Genomic DNA, 18051 nt, shown 5'->3' with positions numbered 1-18051 from the left:
TCCCAGACGTGCGCGACGTTGTGGTAGTGGCCCGCGAAGACGAGCCCGGCGACAAACGCCTGGTGGCGTACTACACCGCCTCGGCAGCGTTGCCAATCGAAGCCCTGCGCGGCCATCTGCAAGGCCAGCTACCGGATTACATGGTGCCGTCGGCTTATGTGTGGCTTGAGCTGTTACCGCTTACCGCCAATGGCAAGCTGGACCGCAAGGGCCTGCCGGTGCCGGATCAGAGTGCGCTGCTCAGCCGTGGCTACGAAGCCCCGGAAGGTGAAGTGGAAACCGTGCTGGCGCAGATCTGGCAGGACGTGCTCAAGCTTGAACGCGTCGGGCGCCATGATCATTTCTTCGAGTTGGGCGGGCACTCGTTGCTGGCGGTCAGCCTGATCGAACGCATGCGCCAGGTCGGCCTGAGCGCGGACGTGCGCGTGCTGTTCAGCCAGCCGAGCCTGGCGGCACTCGCGGCGGCAGTCGGCAGTGGGCGTGAAATTGTGGTGCCGGCCAATGGCATTATGCCGGGCTGCACACAGATCACGCCGTCGATGCTGACCCTGGTGCAGCTTGATCAACCGGCAATCGAGCGCATCGTCGCCAACGTGCCCGGTGGTGCGGCCAATGTGCAGGATATCTACCCGCTGGCGCCGTTGCAGGAAGGCATTCTTTATCACCATATCAGCGCCGAACAGGGCGACCCGTACCTGCTGCAATCGCGCATGGCGTTCGATAGCCTGGAGCGTTTGCACGGCTTTATGGGCGCGCTGCAACAGGTAGTAGCGCGTCACGACATCCTGCGCACCGGCGTGGTCTGGGAAGGGTTGGACAGCCCGGTGCAAGTGGTCTGGCGCGACGCGCAACTGAGTGTGCAGGAGGTGATCCTGGACCCGGCCGAGGGCGGCATCATCGAGCAATTGCACGCACGTTTCGATGCCCGTCACTACCGCCTGGATATTACCCAGGCGCCATTGCTGCGCATGGTTTACGCCCAGGACCCGGCGAATAACCGAGTCGCAGCGATCCTGCTGTTCCACCACCTGGCGCTGGACCATACGGCCATGGAAGTGGTGGGCCAGGAGATGCGCGCGTTTCTGTTCAACCAGGCGGACGCGCTGCCCGTGGCGGCGCCGTTTCGCAACTACGTGGCCCAGGCACGCCTGGGCGTGAGCGTGGCCGAGCATGAACAGTTCTTCGGCGCCATGCTCGCCGATGTGGACGAACCGACCTTGCCGTTTGGCGTGCAGGACGTGCAGGGTGATGGCCGTGATATCGAAGAGGCCGAGCAGCACCTGGACGCGGCGCTGGCCATGCGCGTGCGTGAGCAGGCGCGCCTGTTGGGCGTAAGTGCGGCGAGCCTGATGCACCTGGCCTGGGCGCAAGTGCTGGGCCTGGTGTCCGGGCGTGATGACGTGGTGTTTGGCACTGTATTGATGGGGCGCATGCAGGCAGGTGAGGGCGCCGATCGGGCGCTGGGCATGTTTATCAACACCTTGCCGCTGCGGGTGAATGTCGCGGCGGGCGCCGCCGTGGCGGTCAAGGCCACCCATTCGCGCTTGAGCGCCTTGCTCGGGCACGAACACGCGTCCCTGGCGCTGGCCCAGCGTTGCAGCGGCGTGCCGACCAGCGTGCCGCTGTTCAGCGCCTTGCTCAATTTCCGCCACAGCCGCCCCGACGAAATGGCCCGCGATGGCCACGGCATCTGGGAAGGCGTGCAACTGCTGGGCGGTGAAGAGCGCAGCAACTACCCGCTGACCTTGAGCGTGGATGATTTTGGCGCAGGCTTTGGCCTCAGCGTGCTGGCGCTGCCGCAGATCGGCGCCCAGCGCCTGTGCGGCTATATGCATAACGCCGTGGAGCAACTGGTCGAGGCCTTGGAAAACGCCGCCGATACCGCGCTCAACCGCCTGCCGATACTGCCGTCGGCCGAACGCGACACCCTGCTGCGTGAATTCAACACGACGGCTGCAGATTTCCCCACCGGGCACACCCTGCACGGTGCCTTTGAAGCCCAGGTCGAGCGCCAGCCCCACGCAATTGCGGTGCAGCAGGGCGAACGGTCGCTGACCTACCAGCAACTCAATCAACGCGCCAACCAACTGGCCCATCACCTGCTCGCGCTCGGCGTACGGCCCGACGATCGCGTGGCGATCTGCTGCCGTCGTGGCCCGCAGATGCTCATCGGGCTGCTGGGCATACTCAAGGCCGGCGCCGGTTATGTGCCGATCGACCCGGCCTATCCCGCCGAGCGTATCGCCTATCTGTTGCAGGACAGTGCGCCGGTGGCCGTGCTGGCCGAGCCCAGTACGCAAGCGTTGCTGGGGGCGTTCGCCACAGTCGACCTGCTGGGCGAAAGCTGGCAGCACCACGCCGTCAGCAATCCGCAGCTCGCAGCGCTGACCCCGGCGCACCTGGCCTATGTGATCTACACCTCCGGCTCCACCGGCCAGCCCAAAGGCGTGATGGTGGAGCACCGCAATGTGGAAAACCTGGTGCACTGGCACTGCGAAGCCTTCGGCCTGGATGCGCGCAGCCATACCAGCAGTGTCGCCGGTTTTGGCTTCGACGCCATGGCCTGGGAAGTCTGGCCGGCGCTGTGTGCCGGTGCGACCCTGCATTTGCCGCCTGTCACGGTGGGCAATGAAAACATCGACGAACTGCTGGCCTGGTGGCTGGCGCAGCCGCTGGACGTCAGCTTCCTGCCCACGCCAGTGGCCGAATACGCCTTCAGCCAGCACCTGCAACACCCGACCTTGCGCATCCTGCTGATTGGCGGCGACCGCCTGCGGCAGTTCACCCAGGAGCGACGTTTTGCGCTGATCAACAACTACGGGCCGACCGAGGCCACGGTGGTCGCCACCTCCGGCCGTGTCCGCGCCGGGCAGGCGCTGCATATCGGCCGGCCGGTGGCGAATGCCAGCACCTACTTGCTCGATGCACAGCTGCGCCCGGTGCCGGTGGGCGTGGCCGGTGAGCTGTATGTGGGTGGCAGCGGCGTGGCGCGCGGTTACCTGAACCGTGCGGACCTGACCGCCGAACGCTTCCTGCAAGACCCGTTCAACCCGGGGCGCATGTACCGCACCGGCGACCTGGCGCGCTGGTTGCCCGACGGTAATATCGAGTACCTGGGCCGCAATGATGATCAGGTCAAAGTGCGTGGCGTACGCGTGGAGCTGGGCGAGATCGAAAGTCGCCTGGCGGCAGTGGAAGGCGTTGGCGAGGCCGTGGTGCTGGTGCGCGAAGGCCGTTTGCTGGCCTGGTTCACGGAAAACTACCCGCTGGCGATTGAAACCCTGCGTTCGCAGCTACAAGCACAACTGCCCGACGCGCTGGTGCCGGTGGCCTACATCAAGCTCGACGCATTGCCCCTGACCGCCAACGGCAAGCTGGATCGCAAGGCCTTGCCGGAACCTGACCAGGCGGCATTGCTCAGCCGCGACTTTGAAGCGCCCCAGGGCGCAGTGGAAACCACCCTGGCGCGGATCTGGGCCGAGGTGTTGCAGGTCGAACAGGTCGGCCGTCATGACCACTTCTTCGAGCTCGGCGGCCATTCGTTGCTGGCCGTGAGCCTGATCGAACGCATGCGTCAAGCGGACCTCAGCGCGGATGTCCGTGTGCTGTTCAGCCAGCCGACCCTGGCCGCGCTGGCGGCTGCCGTGGGCAGTGGCCGCGAAGTGCAGGTGCCGGCGAACCGGATCGCAGCCGATTGCCTGCGCATCACGCCGGACATGCTGCCCCTGGTTGATATCGACCAGTCGACCCTCGATCACGCCGTCAGCCGCATCCCCGGTGGCGCCGCCAATGTGCAGGATATCTACCCGCTGGCGCCGTTGCAGGAGGGCATTCTTTACCACTACCTCACCGCCGAACAGGGCGACCCGTACCTGCTGCAATCGCACCTGGCCTTCGACAGCCTCGAGCGCCTGCAGGCCTTCGCCCATGCGCTGCAACAGGTGATCGACCGCCATGACATCCTGCGCACGGGTGTGGTCTGGGAAGGCCTTGCGCAACCGCTGCAAGTGGTGTGGCGCCAGGCCCGATTGCCGCTTGAAGAGCTGCAGTTGCAGGGCGATGTACTCGCCGGCCTGCACGCGCGTTTTGATGCGCGGCGTTATCGCCTGGACATCAGCCAGGCGCCGCTTATCTGCCTCAAGTACGCCAAGGACCCGGCCAACCAGCGCGTGGTGGTGGTGTTGCTCTATCACCATATTGCGCTGGACCACACCGCGTTCGACGTGGTGCTGCGTGAAATGCAAGGGCATTTGTTGGGGCACGCCGCCCCGACGGCGGCGCCGATGCCGTACCGCAACTACGTGGCCCAGGCGCGATTGGGCGTCAGTGAGCAGGAGCACGAGGCGTTCTTTCGCGAGATGCTCGCCGATGTCGATGAACCGACCTTGCCGTTCGGCTTGCAGGACGTGCGCGGCGACGGCAGCGCGATTGAGGAACACAGCCTGCACCTGGACAACGACCTCAACCGCCGCCTGCGGGCCCAGGCACGTATACTCGGTGTGAGCACGGCGAGCCTGTTCCACCTGGCCTGGGGCCAAGTGTTGGCGGCCACTTCGGGGCGCCACAGCGTGGTGTTCGGCACCGTGCTGGTCGGCCGATTGCAAGGCGGTGAGGGCGCTGATCGTGCGCTCGGGGTGTTTATCAATACCTTGCCGCTGCGCCTGGATATCGACGCGCAAGGCGCACGCGATGCCGTGCGTGCCACCCACACGCGGCTCACCGCGTTGCTCGGCCATGAGCACGCGTCCCTGGCCCTGGCCCAGCGTTGCAGCGGGGTGGCGGCCCCGGCGCCGTTGTTCAGCTCGATGCTCAACTATCGCCATCGCGGCGCCGCGACGCGTTCTGCCGAGGCGCAACACGCCTGGGAAGGCATGCAGACGCTGGTCAACGATGGCCGCACCAACTACCCGCTGACCCTCAACGTGGATGACTTGGGCGATGGTTACGATATCACCGCCCTGGCGCAGGTTGACGCGCAACGGGTGTGTGGTTACCTGCAGAACGCCCTGGCCGGGCTGGTCGAAGCCTTGGAGCAGGCACCGCACCAGGCGCTCAATCGCCTGCCGATCCTGGGCGCCGAGGAACGCCAAAAACTGCTGGTAGCGTTCAACGCCACCGAGGTCGCTTACAACCTCGACCAGACCCTGCACGGCCTGTTCGAGGCTCAGGTCGAACGCACCCCTGATGCGGTGGCGGTCAAGGCCGGTGACCAGCAGTTGACCTACCGGGCACTCAACGAACGCGCCAACCGCCTGGCCCATCACCTGCGCGAACTCGGCGTGCAGCCGGATTCGCGCGTGGGTATTTGCGTCGAGCGTGGCCTGGACATGGTGGTCGGCCTGTTCGCGATCCTTAAGGCGGGTGGCGGTTATGTGCCGCTGGACCCGGCGTATCCACTCGAACGCATCGCTTACATGCTGCAAGACAGCGCACCGGTGGTGGTGTTGGCGCAAGACGCGACCCGCCAGTTGTTGGGCGACGTGCCGGTGCTGGACCTGGATCACGTCACCTGGCAACAGCAGAGCGCGAGCAACCCGCAGGTGCCGGGCCTGACCGCCCGGCACCAGGCCTATGTGATCTACACCTCCGGCTCCACCGGCCAGCCCAAAGGCGTGATCAATGAACACGCTGGCGTGGTCAACCGCTTGCTGTGGATGCAGGACGCCTATGGCCTCAAGGCCCATGACGCGGTGCTGCAGAAAACCCCGTTCAGCTTCGACGTGTCGGTGTGGGAATTTTTCTGGCCGCTGTTTACCGGCGCACGGTTGGTGATGGCCCGCCCGGGTGGGCACAAAGAGCCGGAGTACCTGTGCCAGGTGATCGAGGCTGAGCAGATCACCACCTTGCATTTCGTGCCGTCGATGCTCGATGTGTTCCTGGCCCATGGTGATGTCAGCCAGGCCAAAGGGCTGGCGCGGGTGATGTGCAGCGGCGAAGCCTTGCCGGGCAGCCTGGTACGGCGCTTCAAAGCACAACTGCCGGGGGTTGGGCTGTACAACCTGTATGGCCCGACAGAAGCGGCGGTCGATGTCACCGCGTGGAACTGCGCACGGCCCGACGTGCCGGACAACACGCCGATCGGCAAGCCGATTGCCAATACACGCATGTACGTGCTGGACGCCCAGTTGCAGCCGGTGCCATTGGGGGTGGTGGGCGAGTTGTTCATCGGCGGCGTGCAAGTGGCGCGCGGGTATCTGAACCGCCCGGAACTGACCGCCGAACGCTTCCTCAAGGACCCGTTTACCGACGGGCGCATGTACCGCACCGGCGACGTTGGCCGTTACCTGCCCGACGGCAATATCGAGTACCTGGGCCGCAACGATGACCAGGTGAAGATCCGTGGCCTGCGCATCGAACTGGGCGAAATCCAGGCGCGCTTGCTGGAGCATCCGCAGGTCAACGAGGCCGCCGTGGTCGCCCGTGAAGAGCGCCTGGTGGCGTACTACACCGGCGCACACACCGACATCGACCGCTTGCGCGCCCACCTGTTGCAGCACTTGCCGGACTTTATGGTGCCTGCGGTGTTTGTGCACCTGGAGGCATTGCCACTGAGCCCCAACGGCAAGCTCGACCGCAAGGCGTTGCCGGTGCCGGGCATGGACGCACTGAATGTGCGCGAATACGCGGCCCCCGAAGGCGACACCGAAATCCTTATGGCAGCGCTGTGGGCTGAACTGCTCAACGTTGAGCGCGTTGGGCGCCATGACAACTTCTTTGAACTGGGCGGGCACTCGCTGCTGGCCGTGAGCTTGATCGGACGCCTGCGCCAGGAAGGCCTGGAAGCCGATGTGCGGGCGCTGTTCGAACAGCCGAGCCTGGCCGGCTACGCCGCTATTACCGAACGAATGGAGATCGTCCTGTGAGCATTTCTGAGTTATTGAGCACGCTGAAAACCAAGGACGTGCAACTGGCGCTCAAGGGCGAGCAGTTGTCGGTGCAAGGCAACAAACAAGCGCTGAGTGACCCAGCGATCCTGGCTGCGTTGCGCGAGCACAAAGCGGCTTTGATCGAACTGATCAAGGCCGGTGAATACTCGGCTTCCAAAGCCGGTGAAGTGCAGGTGCCGGCCAATGGCATCCCGCTAGGTGCCGAGCACATCACCCCGGCGATGCTGAGCCTGTCGACGTTGAGCCAGGACGAGATCGAGCGCATCGTGGCCACGGTCGACGGCGGTGTGGCGAATATCCAGGACATTTACCCGCTGGCGCCGTTGCAGGAAGGCATTCTGTTCCACCACGTCAGCGCCGAGCAGGGCGACCCCTATGTGATGCAGTCGCAGTTCGCGTTCGACAGCCTGGAGCGTTTCGAGGCCTTTGCCCAAGCGTTGCAGCGCGTGATGGACCGCCACGATATCCTGCGCACCGGCGTGGTCTGGGACGGTTTGCAGCAACCCTCGCAAGTGGTGTGGCGCCAGGCACGCCTGCCGGTGCAGGCGCTGCAATTGAACCCGGCCGACGGCGATATTGCCGCTCAACTGCACGGGCTGTTCGATGCCCGCCACTATCGCCTCGACGTGACCCGGGCGCCGCTGCTGCGCCTGGTGCGGGCCGACGACCGGCTGAACCAGCGCATTGTCGCCACCTTGCTGTTCCACCATATGGCCCTCGACCACAGCGCCCTCGAAGTGGTGTGCCATGAAATGCAGGCGTGCCTGCTGGGGCAGGGCGCGGCGCTTGGCCAGGCCGTGCCGTTTCGCAATTATGTGGCGCAGGCACGCCTGGGTATCAGCGAGCCGGAACACGAAAATTTCTTCCGCCAGATGCTCGGCGACATCAGCGAGCCGACCTTGCCATACGGCTTGCAGGACGTGCAGGGCGATGCCCGTGGCATCGGCGAAGTCAGCCTGCCTTTGCCCGCAGCACTCAGCCGGCGGTTGCGCGCGCAAGCCCGGCAATTGGGCGTGAGTGCCGCCAGCCTGTTCCATATGGGCTGGGCGCAGGTGTTGGCGGTGCTGGCCGGTAAAGAGCAGGTGGTGTTCGGCACCGTATTGATGGGCCGCATGCAAGGCAGCCATGCCACGGATCGGGCGCTGGGCATTTTCATCAACACCTTGCCGTTTCGCGTCGACGTGGACGCCCAGGACCTACGCACCGGGGTCAAGGCCACCCACGCGCGGCTCACCACCTTGTTGCGCCATGAACACGCGCCGCTGGCCCTGGCCCAACGCTGCAGCGGGGTGGTGGCGCCGACGCCGCTGTTCAGCGCCTTGCTCAACTATCGCCACAGCGCCCCGGCCGCCAGCGCCGAAGCCGTGTCGGCCTGGCACGGGATCGCCGCGCTCAGCGCCGAAGAACGCACCAACTACCCGCTGACCCTGAGTGTGGATGACCTGGGTGACGGCTTTGGCCTGAGCCTGCTGGCCAGCCAGCGGGTCGATCCGCAGCGCGTGTGCAGCTATCTGCAAACCGCCCTGGAGAACCTGGTGACGGCGCTGGAGCAAGCACCGCACACCGCGCTCAATCAGTTGTCGGTGCTGCCTGCCGCCGAGCAGCAACTGTTGCTTGAGCAGTTCAACGCCACCCACGCCGATTTCCCCCAGAGCAGTACCTTGCACGGGCGCGTCGAAGCCCAGGCCGCGCTCACGCCGGAGGCGATTGCCGCCGTGCAGCAGGGCCGCCAACTGACCTACGCCGAACTCAACCAGCAAGCCAACCTGCTGGCCCATCACCTGTTGGCGCTGGGGGTCAAACCCGATGACCGCGTGGCCATCGTCGCGCGGCGTGGCCTGGACACCCTGGCCGGGTTGCTGGCCATCCTCAAGGCTGGCGCCTGCTATGTGCCGGTGGACCCATCGCACCCGGCCGAGCGCCTGAGCTACCTGCTGAGCGACAGCGCCCCGGTGGCGGTGCTGACCCAACAGGCACAGCTCGAGCGCTTGCCGGCGCTGGACGTGCCGGTGATCCAGCTGGACCGCTACACCTGGCAGCACCATTCAGCCAGCAATCCAAAAGCCGCCGTCAGCCCTTCGAACCTCGCCTATGTGATCTACACCTCCGGCTCCACCGGCCTGCCCAAAGGGGTGATGGTGGAGCACCACACGGTGGCCAACCTGGTGGACTGGCATTGCCGCGCCTTTGACTTGTGCGCCGGGCGCCACACCGCCAGTGTTGCCGGCTTTGGTTTTGATGCGATGGCCTGGGAAGTGTGGCCGGCGCTGTGTGTCGGCGCGACCCTGCACCTGCCGCCCGCCACGGACGGCGCCGAAGATATCGACGCGCTGCTGAGCTGGTGGTGCGCGCAGCCACTGGACGTGTGCTTCCTGCCCACGCCGGTGGCCGAATACGCGTTCAGCCAGCACATCGAACACCCTACATTGCGCACCTTGCTCATCGGCGGTGACCGCCTGCGCCAGTTTGCGCGGGCACAGCGATTTGAGCTGATCAACAACTACGGCCCCACCGAAGCCACGGTGGTTGCCACTTCCGGCAAGGTCGAAGCAGGCCAGCCGTTGCATATCGGCAAACCGGTGGCCAATGCCACGGTGTACCTGCTCGATGAACAACAACGGCCGGTGCCATTGGGGGTAGCCGGTGAGCTGTACGTGGGTGGCAAGGGCGTGGCGCGTGGTTACCTCAACCGCCCGGACCTGACCGCCGAGCGCTTCCTGCAAGACCCGTTCAACCCGGGGCGCATGTACCGCACCGGCGACCTGGCGCGTTGGTTGCCGGACGGTACGCTTGAATACCTGGGGCGCAACGATGATCAGGTGAAGATCCGTGGCATGCGTATCGAGCTTGGCGAGATTGAAACCCAGCTCGGCCAACTGCCTGGGATCCAGGAAACGGTGGTGCTGGTGCGCGAGGAGCGACTGGTCGCCTATTTCACCGAGAGCCCGCAACTCGACCCGCTGGCGGTCGGTGATATCCGCGCCCACCTGGTTGCGCATCTGCCGGACTACATGGTCCCGGTCGCCTATGTGAAGCTCGAGGCGTTGCCACTCACCGCCAACGGCAAGCTCGACCGCAAGGCCTTGCCAGCGCCGGACATGGCCGCGGTGTTTACCCGCGAATACGCAGCGCCCGAGGGCGAGATCGAAAGCGTGCTCGCGCAGATCTGGGCCGATGTGCTGCAGGTGCAGCGTGTCGGGCGGCACGACCATTTCTTCGAACTGGGCGGGCACTCGTTGCTGGCGATGCGCATGGTCTCGCAAGTGCGCCAGCGCCTGGGGGTGGAACTGGTGCTGGGCGACTTGTTTGCCAATGCGGAGCTGGCGGCGGTCGCCGCAGTGCTGGCGCAGTCAGGGCGCAGCACCTTGCCGGATATTCTGCCGGCCAATCGTGATGAGCTCGTGCCGTTGTCGTTCGCCCAGCAGCGCCTGTGGTTTCTGGCGCTGATGGAAGGCGCCAATACCGCCTATAACATTCCCATCGGCCTGCGTTTGCGTGGCCAGTTGCATGTCGAGGCGCTGCAACGGGCGCTGGCGCGCATTGTTGCGCGGCATGAAACCCTGCGCAGCCGCTTTGCCCAACAGGGCGACCAAGCCCAGGTACTGATCGTACCGGCTGAAGACATGCTGCCCCTGCAAGTGCAGGATTTGCGCCGCCACCCGCAACCGCAGCAGGCGCTGGATGCCTTGATTCAGGGCGAAGCCTCGGCACCGTTCGACCTGGAGCGCGGCCCGTTGCTGCGTGGGCGCCTGGTGGTGATGGCCGACGATCACCATGTGCTGCTGCTGACCCTGCACCATATCGTTTCCGATGGCTGGTCGATGGGCGTGCTCACCCGTGAGTTGATGGCGCTGTATCAAGCCTTCAGCCACGGCATGCCTGACCCATTGCCAAGCCTGCCGATTCAGTACGGCGACTTCGCCGTGTGGCAGCGTTTGTGGCTGAGCGGCGAAGTGCTGCAGCGCCAAAGTACCTATTGGCAACAGGCACTGGCCGGTGCGCCGGCCTTGCTCACGCTGCCTACCGATCGCCCACGCCCTGTGCAGCAGGACTACGCCGGCAACAGCGTCGAAGTGCGCCTGGACGAACGCCTGACCGCCGGGCTCAAGGCCTTGAGCCAACGCCATGGCACCACGCTGTACATGACCTTGATGACGGCCTGGGCCTCCCTGCTGGCGCGGCTGTCCGGGCAACACGACCTGGTGATCGGCACGCCAGTGGCCAACCGTACCCGCAGCGAGGGGGAAGGGCTGATCGGCCTGTTCGTCAACACCCTGGCGGTGCGCATCGACACCTCGGGCGAGCTGAGCACCGAGGCCTTGCTGGCACGGGTCAAGGCGCTGACGCTGGCGGCCCAGGCGCATCAGGACTTGCCATTTGAGCAGGTGGTGGAAATCACCCGGCCGGTGCGCAGCCTGGCCCACAGCCCGGTGTTCCAGATCCTGCTGAGCTGGCAGGACAGCAGCGCGCCGACCCTGGCGCTGGGCGACCTGGCCCTGGAAGGCATCGTCGAGAACAGCCACTTTGCCAAGTTCGACCTGTCGTTGAACCTGGGTGAAGTGCAGGGCAGCATTCTCGGCGCGCTTGAATTTGCCGTGGCGCTGTTTGATGAGTCGACCGTGCAGCGGTACGCCGGGTATTTCACCCGCACCTTGCAGGCAATGGTCGATAACGACCAGGCGGTGTTGGAACATGCGCCGTTGTTGGATGAGTGTGAGCGTCAGCACCTGCTGGTCGATCTCAACGCCACCGCGGTGGACTACAACCTCGACCAGACACTGCACGGGATGTTTGAAGCGCAGGTGGTGCGCACGCCGAACGCGATTGCGGTGAAGGCAGGTGAGCGGCAACTGACCTACGCTGAGCTGAATGCGCAGGCTAATCAGCTGGCCCATCACCTGCTGGCGCTGGGTGTACAGCCGGATTCGCGGGTGGCGATCTGCGTCGAGCGCAGCCTGGAGATGGTCATTGGCCTGTATGCGATCCTCAAGGCCGGCGCGGCGTATGTGCCGCTGGACCCGGCTTATCCGCAGGAGCGCCTGGCCTACATGCTGCAAGACAGTGCGCCGCTGGTGGTGCTGGCCCAAGGCGCAACACGTGGCTTGCTCGGCGCAGTGGCGGTAGTCGACCTGGACCAGCCCACCTGGCAGCATCTGCCCGCAGGCAACCCTCACGTCCAAGGCGTGAGCGCCTATGTGATCTACACCTCCGGCTCCACCGGCCAGCCCAAAGGCGTGATCAACGACCACGCCGGGGTAGTCAACCGCCTGCTGTGGATGCAGGACGAATACGGCCTGAACGCGCAGGATTCGGTGCTGCAGAAAACCCCGTTCAGCTTTGACGTATCGGTGTGGGAATTCTTCTGGCCGCTGTTTACCGGCGCGCGTCTGGTGATGGCGCGCCCCGGCGGGCACAAAGAGCCCGAATACCTGTGCGACGTGATCGAGGCCGAACAGATCACTACCTTGCACTTTGTGCCGTCGATGCTCGATGTGTTCCTGGCCCACGGCGATGTAAGCCAGGCCATAGGGCTAGCGCGGGTGATGTGCAGCGGCGAAGCCTTGCCGGGCAGCCTGGTACGGCGCTTCAAGCAGCAACTGCCGGGCAGCCAATTGCATAACCTGTATGGGCCGACCGAAGCGGCGGTCGACGTCACCGCCTGGAACTGTGCCGGTCTGGTAACCCCGGACAACACGCCGATCGGCAAACCCATCGCCAACACCCGCATGTACCTGCTCGACAGCCAGTTGCAACCGGTGCCGCTGGGTGTGGTGGGCGAGTTGTTTATCGCGGGTGTACAAGTGGCGCGGGGGTATCTGAACCGGCCGGAGCTGACCGCCGAGCGTTTCCTTGACGACCCCTTCAGGCAGGGGCGCATGTACCGCACCGGTGATGTCGGGCGTTACTTGCCGGACGGCAATATCGAGTACCTGGGGCGCAATGATGACCAGGTGAAAATTCGTGGTTTGCGCATCGAGCTGGGTGAAGTCCAGGCGCGGCTGCTCGAGCATCCTCAGGTCAACGAAGCCGCTGTGATCGCCCGTGAAGAGCGGCTGGTGGCTTACTACACCGGCACGCCGAGCGACATCGACGCGCTGCGCGGTCATCTGCTGCGGCATCTGCCGGAGTTCATGGTGCCGGCGATTTTCGTGCATCTGCAGGCGTTGCCGCTCAGCCCCAACGGCAAGCTCGACCGCAAGGCGCTGCCGGCGCCGGGCCTGGATTCGGTGGTGGTGCGCGAGTACGAAGCGCCCCAGGGCGATACCGAAATGGCCTTGGCCAGCCTGTGGGCCGAACTGCTCAATGTTCAGCGCGTGGGCCGTCACGACAACTTCTTTGAACTGGGCGGGCATTCGCTGCTGGCCGTCAGTCTGATGGGGCGCATGCGCCGCCTGGGCTTGTCGGCGGATGTAAAGGTGCTGTTCGGCCAGCCGACGCTCTCGGCGTTGGCGGCGGCGCTGGGCAGTGGGCGCGAAGTGGCGGTGCCGGCCAATGGCATCGCCGAAGGCTGCAGCCACATCACCCCGGCTATGTTGCCCTTGATCCAGATGGACCAGGCTGCCGTCGACCGCATCGTCGCGTGCATTCCCGGCGGTGCGGCGAATGTGCAGGATATCTACCCGCTGGCGCCGTTGCAGGCCGGCATCCTGTATCACCATCGGGCTGTGCTTGAAGGCGATGCCTACCTGTTGCGGGCGCAGTTTGCCTTCGATAGCCGTCTGCGCCTGGACGCCTTTGCCCATGCATTGCAGGCGGTAATTCAGCGGCATGACATCCTGCGTTCCTCCTTCCATTGGGAGGGCCTGGAAGAACCGGTGCAAGTGGTTTGGCGTGAGGCCTCGCTCAGCGTTGAAACCGGTGCTGTGCCGCAGCGCCTGGACCTGACGCAAGCGCCGTTGATGCGGCTGGTCTATACCGAGGAGCCGCAGCGCGTGGTCGCCACGTTGTTGTTCCATCATTTGGTGATGGACCACGTCGCGCTGGACATCCTGCAGCATGAAATGCAGGCGTTCCTGCTCGGTAGTCAGCACACCCTGGGCGCGGCCGTGCCGTATCGAAACTATGTGGCCCAGACTGTGGCCCAGACCCGCCTGGGCGTTGACGACCACGAAACCTTCTTGCGCGAAATGCTCGGTGAAATCGACGAGCCAACCGACGTCCAATACCTGGGCGCCGATGAACACACGCATCTGGCCATCGACCCGCAGTTGAGCCTGCGCCTGCGCACCCAGGCCCGCCAGGCAGGCGTGAGTGCCGCCAGCCTGATGCACCAGGCCTGGGCGCAGGTGCTGGGCAAGGTCAGTGGCCGCGAACAGGTGGTGTTCGGCACTGTGATGCTCGGCCGCCTGCAAGGCGGCGAAGGTGCGGAGCGCGCCATGGGCGTATTTATCAATACCTTGCCGCTGCGCGTTGACCTGGGCGAACACTCGGTACGCACGGCGTTGCGTGCCACCCATGCGCGCCTGACCCAATTGCTCAGCCATGAGCACGCGCCGCTGGCATTGGCCCAGCAGTGCAGCGGCGTCCCAGTGGGTACGCCGTTGTTCAACGTGCTGTTCAACTACCGCCACAGCGCGCCGCACAGTGGTGGCGTGGCTGAGGCATGGCAGGGGATTGCGCTGCTCAGTGCCGAGGAGCAGACCAATTACGGGGTGTCGGTGAGTGTCGATGACCTTGGTGAGGGTTTCAGCCTGACCGCCATGGGGCAGGGCGCCCGGCGTTTGTGTGATTACCTGAACATTGCCCTTGAGCAACTGGTTGAGGCGCTGGAGCACCACAGTGATAGGGGCATCAGCCGCTTGCCAATCCTGCCGGCGGCCGAGCGTCAACAGCTGGCAGGTTTCAATGCCACCACCCGTGTGTTCCCCCGCGAGCACACGGTGCAGCGCTTGTTCGAAGCCCAGGCCCACGCACGGCCTGACGCGGTGGCTGCGTTGCACGCTGACGCGGTACTGAGCTACGGCGAACTCAACACCCGCGCCAACCGCTTGGCCCATCACCTGATGAGCCTGGGTGTGCGCCCGGCCGATAACGTCGCGATCCTGCTGCCGCGTTCCCTGGACCTGCTGGTCAGCCAGTTGGCGATCCTCAAATGTGCGGCGGCCTATGTGCCGCTGGACATAAACGCACCCGCCGAACGCCAGGGCTTCATGTTGCAGGACAGCGGCGCGAGCTGGCTGTTGACCCGCAGTGACGCGGCGCTTGAGTTCCCGGCGCGGCGCCTGGATCTGGACACCCTGACCCTGGACCCGCAACCGAGCCACAACCCTGATCTGTCGCAGTCCTCGGACAGCGTGGCGTACATCATGTACACCTCCGGCTCCACGGGCACACCGAAGGGCGTATTGGTGCCTCATCGCGGCATCACACGGCTGGTGCTCAACAACGGTTACGCCGACTTCAACGCCGCCGACTGTGTGGCGTTTGCCTCCAACCCGGCGTTCGACGCCAGCACCATGGATGTGTGGGGCGCGCTGCTCAACGGCGGCCAGGTGCAGGTGATCGACCATTCCACGTTGCTCGACCCCGCTGCATTCGGCCGTGCGCTGCACGGTGCGACGGTGTTGTTCGTGACCACCGCGTTGTTCAACCAGTACGTGCAGATGATCCCGGAAGCCCTGGCCGGCTTGCGCATTTTGCTCTGCGGCGGCGAGCGTGCCGACCCGGCGGCGTTCCGCAGCCTGCTGGCGCAGGCGCCGGGCTTGCGCCTGGTGCATTGCTACGGGCCGACTGAAACCACCACCTACGCCACCACTTACGAGGTGCAGGCGATTGCCGCCGATGCTGACAGCGTGGCGGTCGGTCGACCGATTTCCAACACGCAGATTCATGTGCTGGATGCGTACTTGCAGCCACTGCCGGTGGGCGTGATCGGCGAAATCTGCATCGGCGGTGACGGCGTGGCCAAGGGTTATTTGAACCGGCCGGAGCTGACCGCCGAGAAGTTTGTCGACGACCCGTTCAACCCAGGCGCCTTGATGTACCGCACCGGCGACCTTGGCCGCTGGACAGCGGACGGCTTGCTGGAGTGCATCGGGCGTAACGACGACCAAGTGAAGATCCGTGGTTTCCGTATCGAGTTGGGCGAGATCGAAGCGCGCCTGGCGACCTTGGCGAGCATCCAGGACGTAGTGGTACTGGCCCGTGAGGACGTGCCCGGCGACAAGCGCCTGGTGGCGTATTTCACCTGGGCTGGCGAGCCCGTAGACATCGACAGTGTGCGTGCGCACCTGCACGGCCAGTTGCCGGACTACATGCTGCCGTCGGCCTATGTGCCGCTGGCGCAGTTGCCGCTGACGGCCAATGGCAAGATCGATCGCAAAGCCTTGCCGGTTCCGGCGTTGGAGGCCTTGCTCAGCCGCGACTTCGAGGCGCCGGCCGATGCACTGGAGCAGTCGCTCGCCGGCCTGTGGGCCAAGGTGTTGAAACTTGAGCAGGTGGGGCGTCACGACAGCTTCTTTGAGCTGGGCGGGCATTCCTTGCTGGCGATTCGATTGGTCAACCTGATGGAGGCCGCGGGCTTGCAGGTGTCGCTGGCCGAGCTGTTCCAGCACGTCAGCGTGGCCTCGGTGGCGGCGATGTTGCGCCAGCGCACCGGCGAGCCGGTGCGCGACACCTCGCTGATTACCGTGCGCAGCAGCGGCTCGCAGCCGCCGTTGTTTCTGGTGCACGAGTTCAGTGGCATGGACGTGTATTTCCCGGCGTTGGGTCAGCACTTGCCCGGCGACTATCCGATCTACGGCCTGCCGGGCGCGGCACTGGGCGAGCCGCACCTGAACACCATGGAAGGCTTGGCGGCGCGCATGGTCGGCCTGATCCGCGAGGTCCAGCCACACGGGCCCTACCGCGTGGCGGGCTGGTCGTTTGGCGGCGTGCTGGCCTATGAAGTGGCGATGCAATTGCTGGGGCTGGATGAACCGGTAGCGTTCCTCGGCCTGATCGACAGCTACGTGCCGCGCATGACCGACCAAGGCAAGGCGCGCTGGAGTGGGCCGGATGCGCTTAAGCGGCATTTGCTGTTGCAGTGCACGGCGTATTGGAACGCACAGGGAGGTGTGGATGAACTGGCGAGCCTTGAACAGCTTGAGGCGGGCATTGGACAGCTGGACTTTGCGGGTTTGCTGCAACGCTGTCGCGATCAAGGTCTGCTATACGCGCAAATGGCAGCGGCTACGGACGCGGACCTCTTGAGTTTTATCGAGCGTGAAGTCGGCCATGGGCATGCGCTGGCGCACTACAGCCTGTTCCTGCTGCCGGTGCCGGTGCATCTGTTCAGTGCCCGTGAACGGCCGACCGAGCTGTCGCGGCGCAGTGAGTCGCTGGGCTGGGAAGACGCTTTGGCGCCTGGGCAATTGCGCCGGGTCGAGGTGCCGGGCGATCACCAAAGCATGATGCAGGCGCCGCATATTCAAGGCTTGGGCGCGGCGATGGCGCAGGCCCTGGCCGCGAGTGCGCCGGTGACGGAAGCGGTGCATCAACCGGTGCTGCGCATTCAGAGTGGGCGTGCGGGGTTTGCACCGGTGTTTTGTGTGCCGGGAGCGGGTGACAGCGTCACCGGGTTTGTGGGGCTGGGCGAGGCACTCGGGCGCGACTGGCCGCTGTTCGGTTTGCAGCCGCGCGGGCTGGATGGCGAGGCGGTGCCCCATAGCCAGGTGGAAGCGGCAGCGCAGTGTTACCTGGCGGCGCTGGCGCACGAGTGTCCGCGTGGTCCGGTGCATCTGGTCGGGCATTCATTTGGTGGCTGGGTCGCGCTGGAGATGGCGCTGCGCTTGCAGGCGATGGGCCGTGAGGTGGCGTCGTTGACGGTGATCGACAGTGAATCACCGGGCGGTGCGGGCAAGCCTTATTCGACCACGGCCGCGTTGTTGCGCTTGATTGAGGCCATGCAGTTGTCGGCGGGCAAGTCGCTGGGCATTGACCGGGTGGAGTTTGCCGGGCGCGATGAGGTGGCGCAGCAGCAATGGCTGCATGCGGGGATGGTGAGCGTGGGTTTGTTGCCGGGGCGTGCCAGTGTGGATGCGATGGCGGGGCCGGCGCGTACTTATGCGGCGGCGTTGCGCACGGTGTATCGGCCGGCGCAGCGGTTCAACGGGGTGGTGCGGTTGGTGTTGGCGCAGGATCCGGCGTTGGATGCGGCGGGTAATCAGCGTGAGCAGGGGTTGAT

Annotated in this window: 2 protein-coding genes; both read left to right on the top strand. The window is 65.2% G+C overall.

Annotated features, from left to right (window positions below; genetic code table 11):
• Positions 1-6863, top strand: a 6863-nt coding sequence (locus tag FEM54_RS05970) for a non-ribosomal peptide synthetase (RefSeq protein ID WP_138449957.1), incomplete at its 5' end; no start/stop codon positions are given.
• Positions 6860-18051: non-ribosomal peptide synthetase (locus tag FEM54_RS05965; RefSeq protein WP_138449955.1), on the top strand; the 11192-nt coding region annotated here is incomplete at its 3' end. The genes FEM54_RS05970 and FEM54_RS05965, both read left to right, overlap by 4 nt.

Source organism: Pseudomonas edaphica (assembly GCF_005863185.1).
GTDB lineage: Bacteria > Pseudomonadota > Gammaproteobacteria > Pseudomonadales > Pseudomonadaceae > Aquipseudomonas > Aquipseudomonas edaphica.
The sequence above is the reverse complement of the archived record's forward strand: the minus strand, read 5'-3'. Positions and strand labels throughout refer to the sequence as shown.